Source organism: Pseudonocardia sp. ICBG1142, from assembly GCF_020496255.1.
GTDB lineage: Bacteria > Actinomycetota > Actinomycetes > Mycobacteriales > Pseudonocardiaceae > Pseudonocardia.
This window is the reverse complement of sequence record NZ_JAHLJC010000003.1, coordinates 143634-164947: the sequence shown is the minus strand read 5'-3', so window position 1 is coordinate 164947 and position 21314 is coordinate 143634. Positions and strand designations below refer to the sequence as shown.

The following is a 21314-nucleotide window of genomic DNA, read 5'->3' as shown; positions in this document are numbered from 1 at the left end:
CGGCAGTCTCACATACCGACGGGTAACTCCGGTCGTCCTCGCGGGCCGTCGATGACCCACGCGTGCCGATAGGGTGCGCCCGTGGATCTCGTGGACGCCGTCGCCAACGTGTGGGACCGGGCCGTGGTCGGCCACCTCGCCGACCTGCGCCGGATGCCGCGGGACGCGGTGGTGGGCTCCCCGCAGGGGATCCTGTTCCGGTACCGCCCGCTGTCCGGCGTGGATCCCTCCGAGGGTGCGCCGGTGCTGCTCGTGCCGCCGCTGGGTGCCCCGGACTTCGCCTACGACCTGCGCCGCGGCTGCTCGCTGGTGGAGCACCTGCTGCAGCAGGGCCGGACCGTCTACCTGATCGACTACGGGCCCAAGTCGTTCTCCGACCGCACCCTGGGCATCGAGAGCTGGGTCGACGAGCTGCTGCCCGACACGGTCCGCCGGGTCGCCGAGGAGACCGGCGACGAGGTGCACCTCGTCGCCTGGTCGCTCGGCGGGATCTTCGCGCTGCTCACCGTCGCCGCCGCGGTGCAGGCACGCGACCCGCTGCCGGTGCGCTCGGTCGCCGCGATCGGCACCCCGGTCGACATCTCCCGGGTGCCGCTGGTGGCGCCGTTCCGGCCGCTCGCGCAGATCAGCGGTGGCCGGCTGGTCTCGTCGATCTACCGGGTCGTCGGCAGCTTCCCGGCGCCGATGGTGAGCTGGGCGTTCCAGCTGACCGCGGTGGACCGGCTCGTCACCAAGCCGCTCGCGATCGCGTCGCGGATCGACGACCGGGACTGCCTGGCCCAGATCGAGGCCGTCGACCACCTGATGAGCAACATGCACGGGTACCCGGGCCGGGTGTTCGGGCAGCTGTTCCACCTGCTGCTCCGCAGCAACGATCTCGCGAGCGGCGGACTGCGCCTGGGCGGGCGCGACGTGGAGCTGGCCGACGTCGGTGTGCCGGTGCTCGTCGTCGCCGGGCGGGACGACGTCATCGCTCCGCTGCGCGCGGTCCGCGCCGGCGTGCCGCTGCTGACCGGCAGCCCCGAGGTCCGGTTCACGACCTCGCCGGGCGGGCACCTGGGCGTGCTGACCGGGCGCCGGGCCCGGGACACGACCTGGCCCGAGCTCGACCGGGCCCTGGCCGACTGGGACGCCGCCGCGGACGCCCCCGACGACGAGGCCGGTCCCGCGGTCGGCGCCTGACCGAGCGCGCCGGCCCTGCCGCCTCCCGGCCCGAGCACTGATCCCCAGTCCGCGCGCTGATCCGTTCGGCGCGTGCGTCCGGACGCGCGCGCCGAACGGATCAGCGCGCGCCGACGAGCAGGGGGATTGACCGGTGAGGTGGCTAAGTGATTTAGTCACTTTATGACCGCAGGGGAGACGTTGTCGGAGCGCCTGGCCGACGACATCATGGACATCATCCGGACCGGGAACCTCGGCCCGGGGGACCAGCTCGCGTCCTCCCGCGACCTGGCGCGACGGTTCGAGGTCACCACCCCGACGGTCCGCGAGGCGCTGAGACGCCTGGAGGCCACCGGTGCGGTGGAGTTCCGGCACGGCTCGGGCACCTACGTCGGCGACGGGGTCGGGCGGCGGCTGCTCGCGAACCCGCACCGCCCGTCGCGGACCTCCGACGGCGTGCACGAGCTGATCCGCGCCCGGCTCGTCCTGGAACCGTCGATCGCGGCCGCTGCGGCCCGGGAGCGTGACACCGCCGGGCTGGCGATGCTCGCCGAGAGCGTCACCAACGCGCTGCACCCGCCGGTCCGCGACCACCGCCCGGCCGTGCACTTCCACGTCGCACTGGCCGCGACCAGCGGCAACGCCCTGCTCCGCGAGACGGTGGAGGCGCTGCTGCACATCCGCGCCCGCGACCAGGTCGAGATCCGGCACCGCTACGACGACCGCGAGCGCGACCACGCCGAGCACGTCGCGCTGCTCGACGCCGTCCGCGGGGGCGACCCGGACCTGGCCGAGCGGCTCTGCCGCGAGCACCTCACCTCGATCGCCGAGGCGGTGGGCGCGTGAGCACGCGACGCCTGGGGGAGATGACGACGGTCGAGGCCGCGGCCGCCGTCGTCGACAGCCCGGTCGTGCTGCTGCCGGCGGGAGCCTTCGAACAGCACGGGCCGGGGCTGCCGCTCGCGACCGACCTGATCCGCGCCGAGGCGGTCTGCGACCGGGTAGCCGCGGCACTGGGCGGCACCGCGGTGGTCGGGCCGTCGTTGCCGGTCGGGGTGTCGCCGCACCACCTGGCGTTCGCCGGCACGGTCAGCCTGACCACCACGACCTTCGCCACGCTCGTGCGCGAGTACGTCGAGGGCCTGTACCGGCACGGCTGGCGCAAGATCTGCGTGGTCACGGGGCACGGCGGGAACGACGCCACCCTCGCGACGGTCGCGCAGGACCTCCTCGCCGCCCGTCCGGACCTGCAGTTCGCGTGGAGCCCGCTCACCCCGCTGGCCGCCGACGTCGTCGCCGCGGCCGGGCCGCCCGAGGTCAGTGGGCACAGCGGCCAGGCCGAGACGGCGCAGATGCTCGCCGTGGCACCGCATCTGGTGCACACCGACCGGCTCGCGGCCGGGACCACCCGGCTCACCGAGCTCGATGCCTTCGGCGCACTGGCCCGGCGGCGCGGTGGTCCGACGCTCACCGCGCCCTACGACCGCCTGTCGGAGAACGGGGTCCTCGGCGAACCCCGCCGGGCCGACCCGGAGCACGGCGAGGCGATCGTCGCCGCGATCGTCGACCGGATCACCGACTTCGTCACGGAGTGGCTCAGGGCCTGACGCCCTCCGACCCGTACGGACCCACAGCACTCCCGCGGTGGCGCCACCAGCGCCCCCGTCGCACGACCTGCCCGTGACCGGGCGGGACCAGCACCGGCCGTCGACGACGCCGTCCGAAGGGAACCCCCATGTCCGCACCGAGCCCGTCCGCACCGAGCCCGTCCGCTGCGCCACCACCCGCAGCGCCACGACCCGCGACGGCGCCGTCCGCTCCGGCGGCCGTGACCCGACGCCCGCGCAGAGCCCGCCTGCGTGCCGTGGCGACGGCCTGCCTCGTCGCGGCCGCCCTCACCACCGGCGCCGCCGTCGCCCCGACCGCCTCCGGCAGCACACCCGGCCCCGGCGCGGCCCCAGGACCGGTCGGAGCTCCGACCCCCGGCTGCGGCACCACACCGCCGCAGGCAGCGGGCACGACCGCGGTCCGCACCATCGACAGCGGCGGCCGGGAACGCAGCGTGCGGGTCCACCTGCCCGACGGCTACCGCCCCGACCGGCCCACCCCGGTGGTCCTGGTCTTCCACGTCCGCGGCAACGACGGCGCCACCACCGAGAACTTCTCCGGCCTGTCCGGGCTGCCGGCCGTCGTCGCCTATCCCGACGGGGTCCCCGGGGGAGAGGGCAAGCGCTCCTGGCAGGGCGCTCCGTACTCGGCGCCGGGCGTCGACGACGTCGCCTTCACCGGGGACCTCCTCGACGACCTGGAGTCCACCCTCTGCGTCGACCCCGGCCGGGTCTTCGCCACCGGCAAGTCCAACGGCGGCGGTTTCACCGAGATCCTGGCCTGCCGGATGTCCGACCGGATCGCCGCGATCGCCCCGGTCGCGGGCGCCTACTACCGCGCCGGCGAGCCGCCGTGCCGGCTCGGCCGCCCGGTCCCCGCGCTGTTCGTGCACGGCACCGGGGACGCCACGATCCCCTACACCGGCGACGCCGACCGCGGCCTGCCCGCGATCCCGGCGAAGGTCGCCGAGTGGGTCGCCCGCGACGGCTGCCGGGCCCGCCCGCAGACCCGCCGGATCGAGCCCGACGTCACCATCGCGACCTGGCGGGGCTGCCGCGACGGAGCCCGGGTGGCGCACGTCGCCGTCGACGGCGGCGGGCACACCTGGCCCGGCGCGACCGCCTACTCCGGCGGCGGCGTCACGACACAGACCGTGCGCGCCACCGCGCTGATCGGGGACTTCTTCGGGCTCGGGGGTCCGCGGTGAGCGCGCCCGCCGGCACGTCGGACCGGGAGCTGCCCCGGCTGGTGCGGGCGATGGCCGTCGTCGAACGCGTCGGGAACGCGCTGCCGCACCCGTTCTGGCTGTTCTGGGTGCTGTCGGCGATCCTCGCCGTGGTCAGCGCGGGACTGGCGGCGGCGGGCGTCGCGGTGGTGGCACCCGACGGCGAGCCGGTCGCGGTGCGGAACCTGCTCTCCGGCGACGGCCTCGCCATGGCCGTCTCGTCGATGATCGACAACTTCGCGCAGTTCCCACCGATGGCCACCATCGTCACGGTGATCATGGGGGTCGCCGTCGCCGAGCGCAGCGGGCTGCTCGCCGCGGCCATGCGGGCCGGGGTCGCCCGGGTGCCGGCGTCGCTGGTGGTGTTCGCGGTCGCGTTCGCCGGGACCGTCGCGCACGTCGCGTCGGCCGCGGCGTACGTGATCCTGGTGCCGCTGGGCGGGCTCGCGTTCCGCGCGGTGGGCCGCTCGCCGATCCTCGGGATCGTCGTCGCCTACACCGCCATCGCCTCGGGCTACGACGCCAGCCCGGTCCCCACCCCGAACGACGCGATCTTCGCCGGCATCACCACCGCCGCGGCCCGGATCGTGGACCCGGAGGTCGTGGTGACCCCGGTCGGCAACTGGTTCTTCAACATCGCCTCCTCGGTCGTGCTCGCGCTGGTGATCACACTGGTGACCCGGCTGGTCCTGGCCGAGCGCCCGGACCTGGACCCCGACCCGGACGCCCCCGACGACGACGTCGCCGGCCTGAGCCTGTCGGCGGCCGAACGGTCCGGCCTGCGCCGCGCCGGCTGGGTGCTGCTGGCCTTCGCGGTGCTGCTCGTCGCGGTCATGGCCCCGGAGTGGTCGCCGCTGCGCGGGGAGAACGGGTCGATCGTCGAGTCCCCGCTGGTGGAGGGGATCGGCGCGGTCATCGCGCTGCTGTTCGGCCTGCTCGGCACGGTCTTCGGGCGCGCGGTCGGCACGATCACCACCGCCGCGGACGTCCCGAAGCTGATGGCCGACGGGATCCGGCAGATGGCCCCGGTGCTGGCGCTGTTCTTCGCGATCGCCCAGTTCCTGGCCTACTTCGACTGGACCCATGTCGGGGACGTGCTCGCCGTCGTCGCCGCGGACGCGCTGCGCACCACCGGCGTCCCGATCCCGGTCGTGTTCCTGATGGTGCTGGCCGTGCTCACCGTGGTGAACGTGATGGTGACCAGCGGGACGGCGATGTGGTCGATCGCGGCGCCGGTGATCGTGCCGATGCTGATGCTGGTCGACGTGCCGCCCGAGACCACCCAGGCGCTGTTCCGGATCGCCGACTCCGGCTCGACGGCGATCACCCCGATGAGCCCGTACTTCATCATGGCGCTGGGGTTCCTGCAGCGGTACCGCAAGGACGCGGGCATCGGGACGCTCGCGTCGTACACGCTCCCGCTCGCGATCGCGATGACGGTCGTCTGGACCCTGCTGTTCTTCGCCTGGTGGGCATTGGGGATCCCGCTGGGACCGGGGGCTCCCGTGCGGTAGCGGGGTGCGGGCGGGCCCCGGCGGCGTGGAGGACACTGCGCAGGTGCGGTACCTCGACGGCCTCGCTTCCGGATCACGACGCTGGTCGGTGATGGGGCTGGGCACCTGGCAGTTCGGCACGAGCGAGTGGGGCTACGGCGACGCGCTGGAGGCCGGGCGGATCGTCGCCCGTGCCCGCGAGCTGGGTGTCACCGTGTTCGACACCGCGGAGCTCTACGGCCCGCTGCGCAGCGAACGGATCCTGGGCGACGCGCTGCGTGCCTGCGGCGGCCCCGGGTGGCGCGACGAGGTCGTGATCGCGACGAAGTTCTTCCCGGTCCTGCCCCTGGGGCCGGTGCTGCGCCGGCGCGCGGTCGCCTCCGCCGCCCGGCTCGGGGTGGCCGAGCTGGACCTCTACCAGGTGCACAAGCCGCACCCGCTGATCGGCGACGTGTCGGCGATGCGCGGCATGGCCGAGCTGCAGCGGACCGGCCTGGTGCGCGACGCCGGTGTCTCGTCGTACTCGCTGGAGCGCTGGCTGGCCGCGGAGGAGGCGCTGGGCGGACCGGTGCTGTCCAACCAGGTCGAGTTCAGCCTGCTGCGCCGCCTGCCCGCCGGGGCCCTCGTCCCGCACGCCGCCGCGCACGGACGCATCGTGATGGCCTACAGCCCGCTCGCCCAGGGACTGCTCACCGGCCGCTACGACGCCGACCACCGGCCCACCAACGCGGTGCGCCGCAGCAAGCCGGAGTGGCTGCCGGAGAACCTGGCCGCGTTGGCCCCGCTCACCGACGCCCTGCGCGACGTCGCGTCCGCGCACGACGCGCCGCCGTCGCAGGTCGCGCTGGCGTGGGTGGTGCACCACCCGAACACCGTCGCCATCCCCGGTGCGTCGAGCGTGGCGCAGCTGGAGTCCAACGTGGCCGCGGCGGACATCGTGCTGACCTCCGACGAGTACGCCGGTCTCACCGCGGCCGCGCAGCGGGTCCGGCTGCGCACCGGACCCGCCACGCTGCCCGCCGTCGCGCGGGAGCTGTTCTCCCGGCGGTGAGGGCGCCTACTTCACGTGCTCGCGCAGGAACTGCGTCGCGCGGGTCCAGGCGATCTCCGCCTGCTCGGCGTCGTAGGTCCCCATGTGGTTCTCGTCGTTGAAGAAGGCGTGCCCGGCCGGGTACTGCAGGAACTCCGGGCGGGTGCCGGACTCGGACTCGATACGGTCGGCGAGCGAGCTCACCGCGTCCGGCGTCGCCATGGTGTCCTCGGACCCGAAGTGGCCCTGCACGGCCGCGGTCAGGTTCGCGAACGACGGGTAGTCCTCCTTCAGGACGCCGTAGAACGGCACCGCGGCCGCGACCTTGTCGCCCTGCTGCGCGGCGAGGACCAGCACGAAGCCGCCGCCCATGCAGAAGCCGACGGCGCCGACGGCCGAGGAGGTCACGTCGTCGCGCCCGAGCAGGTACTCCACGGCTCCGGCCAGGTCGGTGGCCGCCTGCTGGACCGGCAGCTCGGCCATGAGCGTGCCGGCCTCGTCGGAGTCGTGGGTGGTGCGTCCGCCGTAGAGGTCGGGCGCCAGCGCGACGAAGCCCTCGGCGGCGAACCGGTTCGTGACGTCCACGATGTGGTCGGTGAGGCCCCACCACTCCTGGATGACGATCAGGCCGGGCCCGGACCCCGAGTCGGGGCGGGCCAGGTAGCCGTGCGCGGTGCCTCCACCGGAGGGGAAGGTGACGTTCTGCGCGGGGTTCTCGTTGGTGTGTGCCACGCGGGCGATGACATCACGACGGTGCCGGTGCCGCCCGCCGGGAAGATCGTCGCGCCCCTGTGACGGAGGACCCTCCGTTAATCTTGAGCGTCGCAAACGATATGGGTCTATCGTCACCGCCATGCTCGCCGGGACCGCCACCCGCACCGCGCACGACGCCGCGGTGGAGAACCTGCGCCGGGCGCGCGCCGGAGCCGGCGCCGTCCAGCTGGGGAAACCGTCGTCGAACCTGTTCCGGTTCGGTGACCGCGACACCGGGGCCGCCGCGCGCCGACTCGACACCTCCGCGCTGAACGGTGTGCTCGGTGTGGACTCGGAGCGCTGTACCGCAGAGGTCCAGGGGATGGCGACCTACGAGACCATCGTGGACGCCACCCTCGCCCACGGGTTGATGCCGCTGGTCGTCCCGCAGCTCAAGACCATCACCCTCGGGGGAGCGGTCACCGGTCTCGGTGTCGAGTCGACGTCGTTCCACGCCGGGCTGCCGCACGAGTCGGTGCTGGAGATGGACGTGCTCACCCCGGCCGGGGAGCTGCTGCACGTCACCCCCGACGGCGAGCACGCCGACCTGTTCGCGGCGTTCCCCAACTCCTACGGCACGCTCGGCTACGCGGTCCGGCTGGTCGTCGAGCTGGCCCCGGTGAAGCCCTTCGTGAAGCTCACCCACCACCGCTACCCGACCGCGTCCGCCGCGTCGGCGGCGATCGAGCGGTTCGTCGCCGCGGGGGAGATCGACTTCCTCGACGGGGTCGTGTTCGGACCCGACGAGCAGTACCTGACCACCGGTGAGTTCGTCGACGCGCCGATGCCGGGCGCCCGGATCTCCGACTACACCGGCCAGGAGGTGTTCTACCGGTCGCTCCAGCGCCGCCCCGTCGACCACCTCACCGTGCACGACTACCTGTGGCGCTGGGACACCGACTGGTTCTGGTGCTCGCGGGCGTTCGGCGTGCAGCACCCGGTGGTGCGCCGGTTCTGGCCGCGCCGCTGGCGCCGGTCGGACGTCTACCGCCGCCTCGTCGCCCTCGACCAGCGCTACGGCGCGTCCAACCGGGTCCGCGAGGCCCTCGGCGGGACGGCCGAGGAGATGGTCGTGCAGGACGTCGAGATCCCGGTCGAGCGGCTCCCGGAGTTCCTGGAGTTCTTCCACCGCGAGATCCCGGTGCTGCCGGTGTGGCTGTGCCCGCTGCAGCTGCGGGGCGAACGGACCTGGCCGCTCTACCCGATGGAGCCGGGCCGGCTCTACGTCAACGTCGGGTTCTGGTCGTCGGTGCCGGAGAAACCGGGTGACCGGTGGGCACACAACCGGCTGATCGAGGAGTGTGTCGCCGACCTGGGCGGGCACAAGTCGCTGTACTCGACCGTGCACTACGGCGAGGACGAGTTCTGGGCCCACTACAACGGTGCGGCCTACCGCGCGGTGAAGCAGCGGTACGACCCGGACGGTCGGGCACCCGACCTGTTCCGGAAGGTCACCGGCCGCTGAGGGGCACCGCGAGGATCGACACGGGAGGGGATCGGCGATGACAGGAGTGCTGGAACAGCGGACCGCGTCGCTCGAGCCGGTGGCGGGGATCCTGTCCCGCGTCCTGGGCTCGACGCGTGAGCTGCGGGTGGAGGCGTTCGGCGGGTCGCGGACGGGACCCGACGACGCCCCGGTCACGTTGCGGGTGAACTCGCCCCGGGCACTGGCCCGGCTGGTGAGCGCACCCGGCTCGCTCGGGCTGGCCCGGGCCTACGTCACCGAGGAGATCGACGTCGACGGGGACCTCTACACCGCGCTGCGCGCGATGTCGGAGGTGACGCTGCACTCGATCCCGCGCCGGGAGCAGCTGTGGCTCGCGCGGCGGCTGCTGCCCTACTGGCGCGAGCACCGGATGCCGCCGCCCGACCTGGAGGCCCGCCCCAAGGGGCTGCTGCACTCCAAGCGGCGCGACTCGCAGGCCATCTCGCACCACTACGACGTGTCCAACCGGTTCTACGAGTTCGTGCTCGGCCCGTCGATGACCTACACCTGTGCCGCCTACCCCGACGCCGACGCGTCGCTGGAGACCGCGCAGGCCGCCAAGTACGAGCTGGTCGCGACCAAGCTGGACCTGAAGCCGGGGATGCGCCTGCTCGACGTCGGCTGCGGCTGGGGCGGCATGGTCCGCCACGCCGCCCGCGAGCACGGCGTCCGCGCGCTCGGGGTGACCCTGTCGAAGGAGCAGGCCGCCTGGGCGCAGGAGGCGATCGCCCGCGAGGGGCTGTCCGACCTGGCCGAGGTCCGGCACCTCGACTACCGCGACGTCCCCGACGGCGTGTACGACGCGGTGTCCTCCATCGGCCTCACCGAGCACATCGGCAAGTCCAACCTGGACTCCTACTTCGCGTCGATGTACGCCAAGCTGCGGCCGGGCGGGCGGATGCTGAACCACTGCATCACCCAGCCGTACCGGCCCGACCACCGCCACACCGACCCGTTCATCCACCGCTACGTGTTCCCCGACGGGGAGCTGGAGCCGGTCGCGGTGCTGGTGGACGCGATGAACGAGGCGGGGTTCGAGATCCGGCACGAGGAGAACCTGCGCGAGCACTACGCCATGACGCTGCGCGACTGGGGCACGAACCTGGAGCGCAACTGGACCGACGCCGTGGCCGAGGTCGGCGTCGGCCGGGCCCGGGTGTGGCGGCTCTACATGGCCGCGTGCCGGCTGGGCTTCGAGCTGAACAACATCCAGCTCCACCAGGTGCTGGGCGTCAAGCTCGAAGACGGCGGTCGGTCCGGGTTCCCGCTGCGCGGGGAGCACGGGGCGTACTGAGACCGGGGATCAGCGGAGACGGCGCGCGGCCGCGACGGCCTGCGCGCCGTATCCGCCCCCGAACAGCACCGCGTGCACCAGCAGCGGGAACAGCTGGTGCAGGTCGACCCGCTCGCGCCACCCGTCGGCGAGCGGGGCGGCCTCGTCGTAGGCGGCGAGGACGACGTCGAGGTGCGGCAGCCCGAACAGGTCCAGCATCGCGAGGTCGGACTCCCGGTGCCCGCCGTGCGCGGCCGGGTCGATCAGCCACGCGGCGCCGTCCCCGTCCCCGTCGTCGCGGGGACCCCAGAGCACGTTGCCCGACCACAGGTCGCCGTGCAGCCGGGCCGGCGGCTCCGCCGGACCGGCCAGGGTGCCGATCCGTCCGCACACCGCCTCGACGACGGCGGCCCCGGCCGGGTCGAGGGAGCCGCGGTCCCGGGCGGCCCGCAGGTAGGGCAGCACCCGGTCGGCGGCGAACCAGTCGCCCCAGGGGCCGTCGTGGGGACGGTTCGTCATCCGCGTGCGACCGATCCACGCCAGCTCCGGTCCGCCCGGCGGCGGGACACCGAACGCGTCGGCCCCGGCGTCGTGCAACGTCGCCAGCTCCCGGCCGAACCGCTCGGCTGCGGCCGGCGTCGCCCGGCCCGGGGTGATGAGCCCGGTGACCAGGAGCGCGTCGTCGGCGCCGAACACGCGGGGGACCGGTGGCCCGCCCGGCACCGCGATCCAGCGCAGCCCCGCGGCCTCGGCCCTGGCCGCACCCGGGTCGGCCGAGGAGTCCTTCACCACGACGACGGTGCCGTCGTCCAGGGTCGCGCGCGGCGGGTGGCCGGCCGGGCCCTCGCGCACCGCGCGGCCGGTCAGCCGGGCGACGCGGTCGGTCATGCGTTCCGGGTGACGTACTCGACCAGGCCGGGCATCGCCGCCTCGATCATGGCGTGGACCTCGGCGAACCCGTCCGGACCGCCGTAGTAGGGGTCGGGCACCTCGGCGCCCGCGGGCGCCGCCGGGTCGAACGAGCGCAGCAGGCGGACCCGCTTGGGATCGGGCACCGACTGCTCGAGGGTCCGCAGGTGCCCCATGTCCAGCGCCACCAGCAGGTCCGCGGACAGGATCTCCGAGTCGACCTGGCGGGCGCTGTGGGTGGTGTCGTAGCCGTGCTCGGCGAGCACCTCGGCGGCGCGGTCGTCCATCGGCTGCCCGATGTGCCAGTGACCGGTCCCGGCGCTGGTCACCCGCACCCGGTCGGCCAGCCCGGCGGCCTCGACCTCGGCGGCCAGGATCTTCTCGGCGATCGGGGACCGGCAGATGTTGCCGGTACAGACGAAGACGACGTTCACTGCGACGTTCCTCCGGGGAGCGGGGGTGCCGACGTCGACCCTGACGCCTCGGGCGGGCTGGCGTGGACCATTGTCCACAGGGCATCGGTGCGCGCCGTAGGGTGGCCCGATGCCGTTCGATCACCATGCGGCCGGGACGGATCACGCGGGCGGCCACGACCTGCGGCACCACGGCGACGCCGAGGCCGCCGACGGGCTCGTCGACTTCGCCGTCAACGTGATCGGCGACGGCCCCCCGCGCTGGCTGCGGGACCGGCTCGCCGCGACCCTGGACGGTCTCGGCCGCTACCCGCGCGCCGACCACGACGCCCGCGCCCGCGCCGCCGTCGCGGCGCGCCACGGCCGCGACGCGAGCGAGGTGCTGGTGCTCGCGGGCAGCGCGGAGGGCTTCGCGCTGCTCCCGATGCTGCGCCCCCGGCTCGCCGCCGTCGTGCACCCGGGGTTCACCGAGCCGGAGGCCGCGCTGCGCAGCGGCGGGGTGGACGTGGTGCGGGTACTGACCGACGCCGCGACCGGACACGCGCTGGACCCGGCCGCGGTGCCGGCGGAGGCCGACCTCGTCGTCGTCGGGAACCCGACGAACCCCACCGGGGTGCTGCACCCGGCCGACGCGCTGCGCGCGCTCGCCCGCCCGGGACGGATCCTGCTCGTCGACGAGGCGTTCGCCGACGCCGTCCCCGGCGAGCCGGAGACCCTCGCCGGCGACGCGGGCGTGCCCGGCCTGCTGGTGTTCCGCTCGCTGACCAAGACCTGGGCACTGGCCGGGCTGCGCGCCGGCTACGCGCTCGGCGCCCCCGACCTGCTGGCCCGGCTCGCCGCACCCCGCCCGCCGTGGCCGGTCTCCACACCCGCCCTGGAGGCGGTCATCGCCTGTTGCGAGCCCGACGCGGTCTCCGCGGCGGACCGGAAGGCCCGCGAGCTGGCCGCGCACCGCGTCTCGATGGCCGCGGCACTGTCGGGCGTCGACGGCGTCGCCGTGTCGGCGGGACCCGCCCCGTACCTGCTGCTCCACCTGCCCGACGGCACCGGCGAACAGGTGCGGCGGATGCTGCGCGAGGCCGGGATCGCGGTGCGCCGCGGCGACACCTTCCCCGGTCTCGGGCCCGACCACCTGCGCGTCGCGGTCCGCCCGCCGGAGACGGCCCGCCGCCTCGTCGACTCCCTCGACGAGGCACTGCGCCGGCTGGCGGTGTCGGCATGAGCACCCTGCGCGACGTGATCGCCGCCCTCGACGCGGCCTACCCGCCCCGGCTCGCCATGGACTGGGACGCGGTCGGCCTGGTCTGCGGCGACCCCGACGACACCGTCTCCCGGGTGCTGGTCGCCGTCGACCCCACCCCGGAGACCGTCGACGAGGCGATCTCCTCCGGCGCCCAGCTGCTGGTCACCCACCATCCGCTGCTGCTGCGCGGGGTGCACGGCGTCGGCGCCGACACCCCGAAGGGCGCCCTGCTGCACCGGCTCATCCGGGCCGGGGTCGCGCTGTTCACCGCGCACACCAACGCCGACGTCGCCGACCCCGGTGTCTCCGACGCGCTCGCCGCCGCCCTAGGCCTGACTGTGTCCGGCCCGCTGGAACCGGTCCCCGGCCCGGCCCTGGACAAGATCGTCACCTTCGTGCCGGTCGGCCCGGCGATCGCCGCCGTGCACGCCGCGCTGTCCGACGCCGGAGCCGGCGCGATCGGCAACTACTCCCACTGCTCGTTCGCCACCGCCGGGACCGGCCAGTTCCTGCCCCTCGACGGCGCCGCCCCGGCCATCGGGTCGGTCGGCCGCCTGGAGCGCGTCGCGGAGACCCGGCTGGAGATGGTGCTGCCCCGGTCGCGCCGCCGCGACGTCGTCGCCGCGCTGCGGGCCGCGCACCCCTACGAGGAACCGGCCTTCGACCTGCTGGAGATGGCGCCGCTGCCGTCGTCGCTGGGGCTGGGCCGGATCGGCGAGCTCGACGACGCCGAGCCGTTCACGGCGTTCACCCGCCGGGTCGCCGCGGCGCTGCCCGCCACCGCCTGGGGGGTGCGCGGCGCCGGGGACCCGGACCGTCCGATCCGCCGGGTCGCCGTCTGCGGCGGCGCCGGGGACTCGGCACTGGACTCCGCGGCCCGGGCCGGCGTCGACGCGTTCGTCACCGCCGACCTGCGCCACCACCCCGCCTCCGAGCACGCGCTCGCCGGGACCGGCCCCGGCGGCCCGACCCCCGCGTTGGTCGACGTCGCGCACTGGGCCTCGGAGTGGCCGTGGTGCGGGCAGGCGGCCGGGGTCGTGGCCGAGGCCCTCGCAGGTAGCGTCTCGGTCGCGGTCTCGCAGGCCCGTACCGACCCCTGGACCACCGCCGCCCCGAGCAGCGGGTCCGACACGACAGCAGGACAACCGGAGGCGAGTGCATGAAGGCCGATCCCACCGCGCAGGCGAAGCTGGTGACGCTGGCCGAGGTGGACGCCGAGATCGGCCGGCTCACCCACCGGCGCTCGACGCTGCCCGAGCTCGCGCAGCTGGACGAGGCCGAGCAGCGCGTCCGGGCGGCGCGCGACGCCGTGGTCCGCGCCGAGACCCGTGCCGGTGACCTCGACCGCGACATCGCCCGGCTCGAACGCGACATCGACGGCGTGCGGGCCCGCACCGAGCGCGACCACACCCTGCTCGCCGGCTCGGGCATCTCCGCCAAGCAGGCCACCGAGCTGCAGCACGAGCTCGACACCCTCGCCCGCCGCCAGGGCATCCTGGAGGACGAGCAGCTCGGGATCATGGAGGAGCGCGAGGCGGTCGGCATCGAGCTCGACCACGCCCGTGGCGAGCTGGCCGAGGCCGAGACCGCTGTCGGCGAGGTGACCGCGAAGCGCGAGTCCGCCGAGGGCGACATCGACGCCACCCGCGCCGGGCGCGACCGTGCCCGCACCGAGCTCGTCGCCGCGCTGCCCGCGGACCTGCTCGCCGACTACGAGCGCATCCGCGCCGGCGGCCGGGTCGCGGCCGGGCAGCTGCGCGAGTCCCGCTGCGGCGCCTGCCGGCTCGAGCTGGACCGGACCTTCCTCAGCCAGGTCCGCACGGCGCCCGCCGACGAGGTCGTCCACTGCGAGGAGTGCGGAGCGATCCTGGTGCGTGGCCGGTGAAGCTGGTCGTCGAGGCGGACGGCGGCTCCCGCGGCAACCCCGGGCCCGCCGGCTACGGCGCGGTCGTGCTCGACGCCGGAGCCCGCCAGGTGCTCGGTGAGGTCTACGACGGCCTCGGGATCACCACCAACAATGTCGCCGAGTACCGCGGCCTGATCGCCGGGCTGAGCGCCGCCCGTGACCTGGGGGCCACCGAGGTCGAGGCCCGGATGGACTCCAAGCTCGTCGTCGAGCAGATGAGCGGGCGCTGGAAGATCAAGCACCCGCCGCTGCAGGAGCTCGCCGACACCGCGCGCGAGCTGGCCGCGGGCTTCGACGCGGTGACCTTCGTGTGGATCCCGCGCAAGGACAACGCCCGCGCCGACGCGCTCGCCAACCGCGCGATGGACGGCGAGTCCAGCCCGACTCTGGACCCGTCCGCCGCGGCAGGGCCCGCACCGAAGCCACCCGCCGGGACGACCGCGTCGACGGACTCGGCGGCAGCGGCGGCCTGGACCGGGCAGACCGGGTCCCCGGTGCGGCTGATCCTGCTGCGTCACGGCCAGACCGAGCTGTCGATCGAGCGCCGCTATTCCGGCCACGGGGATCCCGAGCTGACCGAGCTGGGGCAGCAGCAGGCCGCCGCCGCGGCCCTCGCGATCGCGAAGCGGCTCTCGCGGCAGGGCGTCGAGCCGGCGGCGGTGCTGTCCTCACCGCTGCGCCGGGCCCGCCAGACCGCCGCGGCCGTCGCCGAGTCGACCGGGACCGAGCTGGAGGTCCGCGAGGGGCTGATCGAGACCGACTTCGGCGGCTGGGAGGGCCTCACCTTCACCGAGGCCCGCGAGCGCGACCCCGAACTGCACGGCCGCTGGCTGGGCTCCGCCGACGTCGAACCGCCGGGCGGGGAGAGCTTCCGCGCCGTGGGGGAGCGGGTCGAGGCCGAGCGGGCCCGGATCGTGGAGGAGCTCGCCGGGCGGACGGTGATCCTGGTCAGCCACGTCACGCCGATCAAGATGCTGCTGCGCACCGCGCTCGGCGCCGGCGACGAGGTGCTCTACCGCATGCACCTCGACCTGGCGTGTCTCAACATCGCCGACTTCTACCCCGACGGGGGCGCCTCGGTGCGTCTGGTCAACGAGACGTCCTACCTGGACGGCCTCCGGTAGCCAGCGGCCCGTCGGCGGCGCGCCACCACCTGCTGGATCGATACCGTCCTGACCCGTTCGGGCGGTGTCGACTCCGGACAGTTGTCCCCTTTCCTCGCCTGAGCGATGCTTCGCGTGCACCGTACGGGGCGGTCAACCTACGGAGCGTGAACGACGGTCTCGGTGGCGGCGGGGAACAGAGAGACGGTGAGGACAGCGATGTCGCAGATCCACGAGCACGACTACGGCTACGACCTGGCACACGAGATGAAGGTGATCGCCCGGCTGCCCCAGCAGCGGCGCGGCAGCTCGCGCCCGATGGGCGTCCCGGCCCGCGAGATGGACCCGGACACCGACCTCGGCCACGACATGGCCCACGAGTTCTGATCCCTGTCCACCGTCCGCGACGGCCCCGCCCTCTCCGGGCGGGGCCGTCGTGCGCTCGGGGCTACTGCGGCACGACCGCGAGCGCGGCCCACAGCGCGGTCGTCGCGGCGAGCAGGCCCAGCGGGACGGTGAGCGCTCCCAGCCGCAGGAACGTCCCGAGCGGCGGCGGGTCGCCGTAGCCGGTGGCGATGCGCCGCCACAGCAGCGTCGCGAGCGACCCGGCGTAGGTGAGGTTCGGCCCGATGTTGACGCCCAGCAGCATCGCGAGCACCAGCCCGGGGTGCGCGGCCGGGCCGAGCGCGGAGAGCAGCACCAGCGTCGCGGGCAGGTTGTTCACCAGGTTCGCCAGTACCGCCGCGACGGCCGCGGTGACCAGCAGCCCGGTCAGGTCCGGGGTGGCGGGCAGCAGTGAACCGATCCAGCCGGACAGCCCCTGCGCGCTGAGCCCGGCGACGACCACCCCCAGGGCCAGCACGAACAGGCAGAACCCGGGGGAGGCGGCCGCGACCAGGCGCAGCGGCCCGGTCTCGCGCCGCACCAGTGCCCGGACCGCCAGCACCGCGGCACCGGCCGCGGCGACCCAGCCCGGCGCGACGCCCAGCGGTGAGGCCACCGCGAACCCGGCCAGGGTCAGCCCGAGCACCACCAGCGCGACGACCGGCGCCGCCGGCACGGGTACCGTGGGGTCGGCGGGGGCCGGCACCGGCGATGCGGCCAGGTCCCGTCGGAACACCCATCGCAGCACCAGGTACTCCACGGCGATCACCGTCACCCACGGCCCGGCCATCAGACCGGCGAAGGTCAGGAACCCCACCCCCGACGCCGAGAACGCGAGCAGGTTCGTCAGGTTCGACACCGGCAGCAGCCCCGACGCCGAGTTCGACAGGTGTGCGCAGGCGAACGAGTGCGGCCGCGACGCCACCCCCAGCCGGGCCGCCGTCGCGAGCACCACCGGGGTCAGCAGCACGACCGTCGCGTCCAGGCTCAGCACCGCCGTCGTCCCGGCCGCCGCGACGAACACCGCGGCCAGCAGCCGTCGCGGGGACCCGGCCGACGCCGTCGCCAGCCGCGCGCCCAGCCAGCGGAACACGCCCTCGGCGTCGGCGAGGTGCCCGAGCAGCAGGATCGCGGCGAGGAACCCGACGGTCGGGGCGAGCTCGCCGATCTCGGCCCACGCCCCGGCCGGGGTCACCAGCCCGGCGACGACGGCGACCAGCGCCGCCGGGACCGCCACCACGGCCTCGGGGAGCCCGAACGGGCGCAGCGTCGCGGCGGCCAGGACGGCGGCCAGCAGCGCGACCGCCAGCAGGAGGTCGATCACCACCGGACGGTATCCCGGTGCAACGTCGCGGTGCTCCCCGGCGGCCGACCGTTCGGGTCCGTAGCCTGGAACCCATGACCGCAGCCACCGAGATCGCGTTCGAGAACACCTTCGTCCGCGACCTGGAGGGGCTCTTCGTCCCCTGGCAGGCCGCCCCGACGCCGGACGCGCGGCTGGTGCTGCTCAACGAGTCCCTGGCCCGTGAGCTGGGCCTGGACCCGGCGCAGCTGCGCACCCCCGAGGGGGTCGCGCTGCTCACCGGCACGACCGTGCCCGACTCGGCGACGACCGTCGCGCAGGCCTATGCCGGCCACCAGTTCGGCAACTACTCGCCCCGGCTCGGCGACGGCAGGGCACTGCTCGTCGGTGAGCTCGTCACCCCGGACGGTACCCGCCGCGACCTGCACCTGAAGGGATCGGGGCGGACCCCGTTCGCCCGCGGCGGCGACGGGAAGGCCCCGCTCGGGCCGATGCTGCGCGAGTACGTGATCTCCGAGGCGATGCACGCGCTCGGGGTTCCGTCGACGCGCTCGCTCGCCGTCGTCGCGACCGGTGAGCCCGTGCTGCGCGACCGCGGCCCGGAGCCGGGTGCGGTGCTCGCCCGCACCGCGGCCAGCCACCTGCGGGTGGGGACGTTCCAGTTCGCGGCAGCGAGCAGCGCAGGCGGATCGCGCGGCGACACCGCGACCGGCGAGGTCGACCTGCTGCGCCGGCTCACCGAGTACGCCATCGCCCGGCACCACCCGCAGGCGTCCACTCCGCTGGAGTTCTACCGCGCGGTGATCGCCGCCCAGGCCGAGCTGATCGCGCGCTGGATGCAGATCGGGTTCGTGCACGGCGTCATGAACACCGACAACATGACGATCTCCGGGGAGACCATCGACTACGGCCCGTGCGCGTTCCTCGACGCCCACGACCCGTCGACCTGGTACTCCTCGATCGACTCCGGCGGCCGCTACGCCTACGGCAACCAGCCCGGCATCGCGCAGTGGAACCTCGCCCGCTTCGGGGAGTCGCTGCTGGGCCTGTTCGCCGACTCCCAGGAGGAGGCGGTCCGCCTGGCGACCGAGGAGCTGGCGGGCTTCGCCGACGCCTACCGCGCCGCCCACGACCGCGGCTACCTGGCCAAGATCGGCGTCGGGACCCCGGAGCTGCTCGCCGACCTGTTCGCGGTGATCGAGGACCAGAAGCCCGACCACACCCTGTTCTTCCGACGGCTGTCCGAGGCCGCCCGCGGTGACGCGGGGCCGGTCCGCGACCTGCTGTCCGACTCGGCCGCGCTGGACCCGTGGCTGGAGTCCTGGCGGGCCGCCGGCCCGGACGCCGACGCGATGGACCGGGTCAACCCGGTCTACGTGCCGCGCAACCACCTCGTCGAGGAGGCGCTGGACGCCGCCGTCGAGGGGGACCTGGAACCGGTGCAGTGGCTGCTGCAGGTCCTCGCGGACCCGTTCACCGAGCGCGAGGGCTACGAGCGCTACGCCCTGCCGGCCGGGCCGGACGCCCCGCCGTTCAGGACGTTCTGCGGGACGTGAGCAGCGAGCACTCCGCCACCGAGACCAGCCGGTCCCGGTAGCGCGCGACCGGCCAGCCGCGTAGCACGACCAGTCGGCGCACCGCTGTCCGAGGGCCCCAGCCGCGCCGAACTGGCGGAGGTCGTGCGGGCAGCCGTGGCGGCATGAGTATCCTCGTCGTTGCGGACGAGTCGGTCGGGCGGCCGCGGCGGGACCTCCGGGTCCTGCCGAGGAAAGTCCGGACTCCACAGGGCAGGGTGGTTGTCAACGGCAACCCGGGGCAACCCGCGGGACAGTGCCACAGAGAACAGACCGCCACCGGCCTCAGGGCCGGGGGTAAGGGTGAAACGGTGGTGTAAGAGACCACCAGCACCCCGGGTGACCGGGGTGGCTCGGTAAACCCCACCCGGAGCAAGGTCGAGAGGCCGTACGTGTACGGCTGCGCAGGCGTTCGAGGGCTGCCCGCCCGAGCCTGCGGGTGGACCGCTGGAGCCTGCCGGCGACGGCAGGCCGAGATGGATGGTCGCCGAACGGAGCACCGTGAGGTGCCCGGGAACAGGATCCGGCTTACAGACCGACTCGTCCGCCCCGTTCTCCCCGACATGCGCCGGGGGAGCGGGGTTCGTGCGCTGAGCAGCGGAGATGCTCTCGCGACCTCTCGTCGTCTCTCGGCGACGTGCCACAGCCCGGCGATGGGTCCGGGACATGATCATGCGCGGCGCGCCGTGCGGAGGTCACCGGCCCTGCCGCACCTCCCTGATATCCGAGCGGTGCCGGGTCCGGGCGGAGCCTGATGTGTGCGCTTCCTCGGGGGTGGCGCCGTGGGCCGTCTGCTCGCTAGCGTCCGGCTCCGTGAGCGACTGGGAGATTGCACAGGTCAACATCGCGCTACCGGTGGTTCCGCTGTCCGAGCCCGAACTCGGGTGGTTCGTCGAGGCCCTCGCCCCGGTGAACGCTGTGGTCGACAACGCGCCCGGATTCCTGTGGCGCATGCAGACCGAGGACGGCGACGCCACTGCGGTCCGGGCGTTCGGGGACGACCGGCTCATCGTCAACATGTCCGTGTGGGCCTCGGTCGAGGCGTTGGCCGACTTCGTGTACCGCGACCCGGCCCATGTCGCGGTGCTCCGCCGAAAGCGGGAGAGTTTCGTGCGCCTCGGCGAGATGCATCAGGCGCTGTGGTGGGTCCCGGCCGGGCATCGGCCTTCGGTGGACGAGGCAGAGGAGCGGCTCGCCCATCTCCGGGCTCACGGACCGACGCCTCGGGCGTTCACGTTCCGTGTCCAGTTCCCGATCCCCGGTACCGAGACCGACTCGATCTCCGGACACGACGATTGGTACTGCCGCGCTTGAGACATGAGGCCTCCCGTCGTCGGTGACGCGGGTCGGCCTGGCCGGTCCCGGGCGGGGGCACACAGGGGGCACAAGGCCTGCTTGCTGGTTCGGTGGCTCGGCGAGACAGTGCAGAGATGCTCGTGGACGAGGTGCCCGCCTGGGTCGGGCCGTGGTGCCGGGAGAATCTCGGCAGCGAGCCGGTCGAGGTGCTGTTCGCTGTGGCGCAGATGTCCGTGGTGCTGGGGCTGTGCCTCGACGACGGGGCTGAGGTGGTCCTGAAGGCCAGGGAGGACGACAGCCGTGCGGAGGCATGTGTGCTGGCACAGGCGCAGCTCGCCGAGCGCGGGTTCCCGTGCCCGAGGCCGTTGACCGCGGCGATCAGTTCCGGCGGGATGGTCCTCCATGCCGAGGAGTTCAGGCCCGGTGGGGAGGTCTCGGGTGGTGACACTCCCGAGGTCGCGTCGCGCTATGGGGGAGTCTTCGGCTGGCTGCTCGCCGAGTTGCAGAACGTGCGGGTGGCGCCGCCGTTGCCGAATCCGCGCTGGGTCCGCTGGGACCACGCCGGCCGCGGTGTCTGGCCGAGCATCGGGTTCCTGGACCAGCGGGACCAGAGTGTGGTGCCGCAGTTCGTCGAGGACATCGCGCAGCGAGTGCGGGCCAGGCTGCGCGGGGCGGACGCGCCCTGCGTCCTGGGGCATTCCGATTTCGAGGCGCAGAACCTGCGCTGGCACGGACCGACGCTGTGGGCGCTACACGACTGGGACAGTCTTGCCTGGCAGCCGGAAGCTGCGCTCGTCGGTGCTGCGAGCGGGGCGTTCCCCCGCTCGCCCGGTGAACCACCGACGCTGGCGAGCCTCACCAGCTCCGAGGCGTTCCTGAACGCTTATCAGAACGTGCGCGGTCGACCCTTCACGCCCGACGAGCTGGAACTCGCGTGGGCAGCAAGTCTGTGGCCGGCTGCTCACAACGCCCGCTGGGACGCTCTGCACGGGGAACCGGAGTCACCGTCGACCACGGCTCTGATCGAGCAGGCGGCAGATCGGTTGGCCCGCGCCGGAGTGCGACCGGTCGGAGGCATTCGCGCGCGCTAGCCCGGCGATGATGCGGGTGGTGGCTCCGGATCCACGAACCCTCGGACGGACTGCGAGGCGCGG

Annotated in this window: 20 protein-coding genes and 1 other RNA gene; 17 read left to right on the top strand and 4 right to left on the bottom strand. The window is 74.2% G+C overall.

All coding sequences use genetic code 11. The features are described 5' to 3' along the window. Window positions 1–81 precede the first annotated feature (81 nt). From KPL59_RS00990 to KPL59_RS00965, 6 genes are all read left to right on the top strand, one after another. Window positions 82–1182, top strand: coding sequence for an alpha/beta fold hydrolase (locus tag KPL59_RS00990; protein ID WP_226359615.1), 1101 nt, complete (start codon window positions 82–84; stop codon window positions 1180–1182). A 162-nt stretch (window positions 1183–1344) separates the two neighbouring features. Beyond that, window positions 1345–2007 (top strand): FadR/GntR family transcriptional regulator, encoded by a 663-nt coding sequence (locus tag KPL59_RS00985; RefSeq protein WP_075305698.1) that lies wholly within the window; start codon window positions 1345–1347, stop codon window positions 2005–2007. Beyond that, window positions 2004–2768, top strand: a complete 765-nt coding sequence (locus KPL59_RS00980) for a creatininase family protein (protein ID WP_226359614.1) — start codon at window positions 2004–2006, stop codon at window positions 2766–2768. The genes KPL59_RS00985 and KPL59_RS00980 overlap by 4 nt, the downstream gene beginning before the upstream one ends. A 221-nt stretch (window positions 2769–2989) precedes the next feature. Beyond that, window positions 2990–3976 (top strand): PHB depolymerase family esterase, encoded by a 987-nt coding sequence (locus KPL59_RS00975; RefSeq protein WP_226359613.1) that lies wholly within the window; start codon window positions 2990–2992, stop codon window positions 3974–3976. Between the two features lie 50 nt (window positions 3977–4026). Then, on the top strand, window positions 4027–5508 hold the full coding sequence (locus KPL59_RS00970; RefSeq protein WP_226359783.1) for an AbgT family transporter: 1482 nt from the start codon (window positions 4027–4029) through the stop codon (window positions 5506–5508). Between the two features lie 4 nt (window positions 5509–5512). Next, window positions 5513–6538 (top strand): aldo/keto reductase, encoded by a 1026-nt coding sequence (locus KPL59_RS00965; protein ID WP_226359612.1) that lies wholly within the window; start codon window positions 5513–5515, stop codon window positions 6536–6538. Between the two features lie 6 nt (window positions 6539–6544). Here the strand turns inward: KPL59_RS00965 and KPL59_RS00960 are convergent, their stop codons facing one another. Next, window positions 6545–7249, bottom strand: a complete 705-nt coding sequence (locus tag KPL59_RS00960) for a dienelactone hydrolase family protein (protein WP_226359611.1) — start codon at window positions 7247–7249, stop codon at window positions 6545–6547. Window positions 7250–7370: 121 nt separating this feature from the next. Between KPL59_RS00960 and KPL59_RS00955 the strand changes: the two genes are divergently transcribed. Next, window positions 7371–8735 (top strand): FAD-binding oxidoreductase, encoded by a 1365-nt coding sequence (locus KPL59_RS00955; RefSeq protein ID WP_226359610.1) that lies wholly within the window; start codon window positions 7371–7373, stop codon window positions 8733–8735. A gap of 37 nt (window positions 8736–8772) precedes the next feature. Next, on the top strand, window positions 8773–10050 hold the full coding sequence (locus KPL59_RS00950; RefSeq protein ID WP_226359609.1) for a cyclopropane-fatty-acyl-phospholipid synthase family protein: 1278 nt from the start codon (window positions 8773–8775) through the stop codon (window positions 10048–10050). 9 nt (window positions 10051–10059) lie between these two features. Here KPL59_RS00950 and KPL59_RS00945 read toward each other — a convergent pair whose 3' ends face one another. Beyond that, on the bottom strand, window positions 10060–10917 hold the full coding sequence (locus tag KPL59_RS00945; RefSeq protein WP_226359608.1) for a fructosamine kinase family protein: 858 nt from the start codon (window positions 10915–10917) through the stop codon (window positions 10060–10062). After that, window positions 10914–11372: a low molecular weight protein-tyrosine-phosphatase gene (locus KPL59_RS00940; protein ID WP_020622580.1), complete on the bottom strand. Its 459-nt coding sequence runs from the start codon at window positions 11370–11372 to the stop codon at window positions 10914–10916. The genes KPL59_RS00945 and KPL59_RS00940 overlap by 4 nt, the downstream gene beginning before the upstream one ends. Window positions 11373–11481: 109 nt before the next feature. On the opposite strand from KPL59_RS00940, the gene cobC reads away from it, so the two are divergent. The 5 genes from cobC to KPL59_RS00915 all read left to right on the top strand — a co-directional run bounded on the left by cobC (window position 11482) and on the right by KPL59_RS00915 (window position 15990). Continuing rightward, complete coding sequence (gene cobC / locus KPL59_RS00935) at window positions 11482–12573, top strand: Rv2231c family pyridoxal phosphate-dependent protein CobC (RefSeq protein ID WP_226359607.1); 1092 nt, start codon at window positions 11482–11484, stop codon at window positions 12571–12573. After that, window positions 12570–13757: a Nif3-like dinuclear metal center hexameric protein gene (locus KPL59_RS00930; RefSeq protein ID WP_226359606.1), complete on the top strand. Its 1188-nt coding sequence runs from the start codon at window positions 12570–12572 to the stop codon at window positions 13755–13757. Before cobC ends, KPL59_RS00930 begins: the two co-directional genes overlap by 4 nt. Next, window positions 13754–14479: a zinc ribbon domain-containing protein gene (locus tag KPL59_RS00925; protein ID WP_020622577.1), complete on the top strand. Its 726-nt coding sequence runs from the start codon at window positions 13754–13756 to the stop codon at window positions 14477–14479. Before KPL59_RS00930 ends, KPL59_RS00925 begins: the two co-directional genes overlap by 4 nt. Window positions 14480–14481: 2 nt before the next feature. After that, entirely contained in the window at window positions 14482–15624 is a 1143-nt protein-coding gene (locus KPL59_RS00920; protein WP_226359782.1) for a bifunctional RNase H/acid phosphatase, read from the top strand. A 198-nt stretch (window positions 15625–15822) separates the two neighbouring features. Beyond that, window positions 15823–15990, top strand: a complete 168-nt coding sequence (locus KPL59_RS00915) for a hypothetical protein (RefSeq protein ID WP_020622575.1) — start codon at window positions 15823–15825, stop codon at window positions 15988–15990. A gap of 61 nt (window positions 15991–16051) precedes the next feature. Here the strand turns inward: KPL59_RS00915 and KPL59_RS00910 are convergent, their stop codons facing one another. Continuing rightward, on the bottom strand, window positions 16052–17308 hold the full coding sequence (locus tag KPL59_RS00910) for an SLC13 family permease (RefSeq protein ID WP_226359781.1): 1257 nt from the start codon (window positions 17306–17308) through the stop codon (window positions 16052–16054). 77 nt (window positions 17309–17385) lie between these two features. Between KPL59_RS00910 and KPL59_RS00905 the strand changes: the two genes are divergently transcribed. The 4 genes from KPL59_RS00905 to KPL59_RS00890 all read left to right on the top strand — a co-directional run bounded on the left by KPL59_RS00905 (window position 17386) and on the right by KPL59_RS00890 (window position 21251). Continuing rightward, window positions 17386–18846 carry a YdiU family protein gene (locus tag KPL59_RS00905; RefSeq protein WP_226359605.1) on the top strand — a complete coding sequence of 487 codons (1461 nt, stop codon included), beginning with the start codon at window positions 17386–17388 and terminating at the stop codon, window positions 18844–18846. Window positions 18847–19012: 166 nt separating this feature from the next. After that, an RNA gene (gene rnpB / locus KPL59_RS00900) (RNase P RNA component class A) lies at window positions 19013–19411 on the top strand. A gap of 266 nt (window positions 19412–19677) precedes the next feature. After that, window positions 19678–20178: a DUF3291 domain-containing protein gene (locus tag KPL59_RS00895; protein WP_226353487.1), complete on the top strand. Its 501-nt coding sequence runs from the start codon at window positions 19678–19680 to the stop codon at window positions 20176–20178. 116 nt (window positions 20179–20294) lie between these two features. Then, on the top strand, window positions 20295–21251 hold the full coding sequence (locus KPL59_RS00890) for a phosphotransferase enzyme family protein (protein ID WP_226353488.1): 957 nt from the start codon (window positions 20295–20297) through the stop codon (window positions 21249–21251). The last annotated feature ends 63 nt before the right edge of the window (window positions 21252–21314 follow it).

What these genes read in the sequence shown, in the direction of transcription:
- KPL59_RS00955 (WP_226359610.1), top strand. Translation starts at nt 7,371, where the DNA reads ATGCTCGCCGGGACCGCCACCCGCACCGCGCACGACGCCGCGGTGGAG.
- KPL59_RS00930 (WP_226359606.1), top strand. Translation starts at nt 12,570, where the DNA reads ATGAGCACCCTGCGCGACGTGATCGCCGCCCTCGACGCGGCCTACCCG.
- KPL59_RS00945 (WP_226359608.1), bottom strand. Translation starts at nt 10,917, where the DNA reads ATGACCGACCGCGTCGCCCGGCTGACCGGCCGCGCGGTGCGCGAGGGC.
- KPL59_RS00890 (WP_226353488.1), top strand. Translation starts at nt 20,295, where the DNA reads ATGCTCGTGGACGAGGTGCCCGCCTGGGTCGGGCCGTGGTGCCGGGAG.
- KPL59_RS00950 (WP_226359609.1), top strand. Translation starts at nt 8,773, where the DNA reads ATGACAGGAGTGCTGGAACAGCGGACCGCGTCGCTCGAGCCGGTGGCG.
- KPL59_RS00905 (WP_226359605.1), top strand. Translation starts at nt 17,386, where the DNA reads ATGACCGCAGCCACCGAGATCGCGTTCGAGAACACCTTCGTCCGCGAC.
- KPL59_RS00970 (WP_226359783.1), top strand. Translation starts at nt 4,027, where the DNA reads ATGGCCGTCGTCGAACGCGTCGGGAACGCGCTGCCGCACCCGTTCTGG.
- KPL59_RS00925 (WP_020622577.1), top strand. Translation starts at nt 13,754, where the DNA reads ATGAAGGCCGATCCCACCGCGCAGGCGAAGCTGGTGACGCTGGCCGAG.
- cobC (WP_226359607.1), top strand. Translation starts at nt 11,482, where the DNA reads ATGCCGTTCGATCACCATGCGGCCGGGACGGATCACGCGGGCGGCCAC.
- KPL59_RS00985 (WP_075305698.1), top strand. Translation starts at nt 1,345, where the DNA reads ATGACCGCAGGGGAGACGTTGTCGGAGCGCCTGGCCGACGACATCATG.
- KPL59_RS00915 (WP_020622575.1), top strand. Translation starts at nt 15,823, where the DNA reads ATGTCGCAGATCCACGAGCACGACTACGGCTACGACCTGGCACACGAG.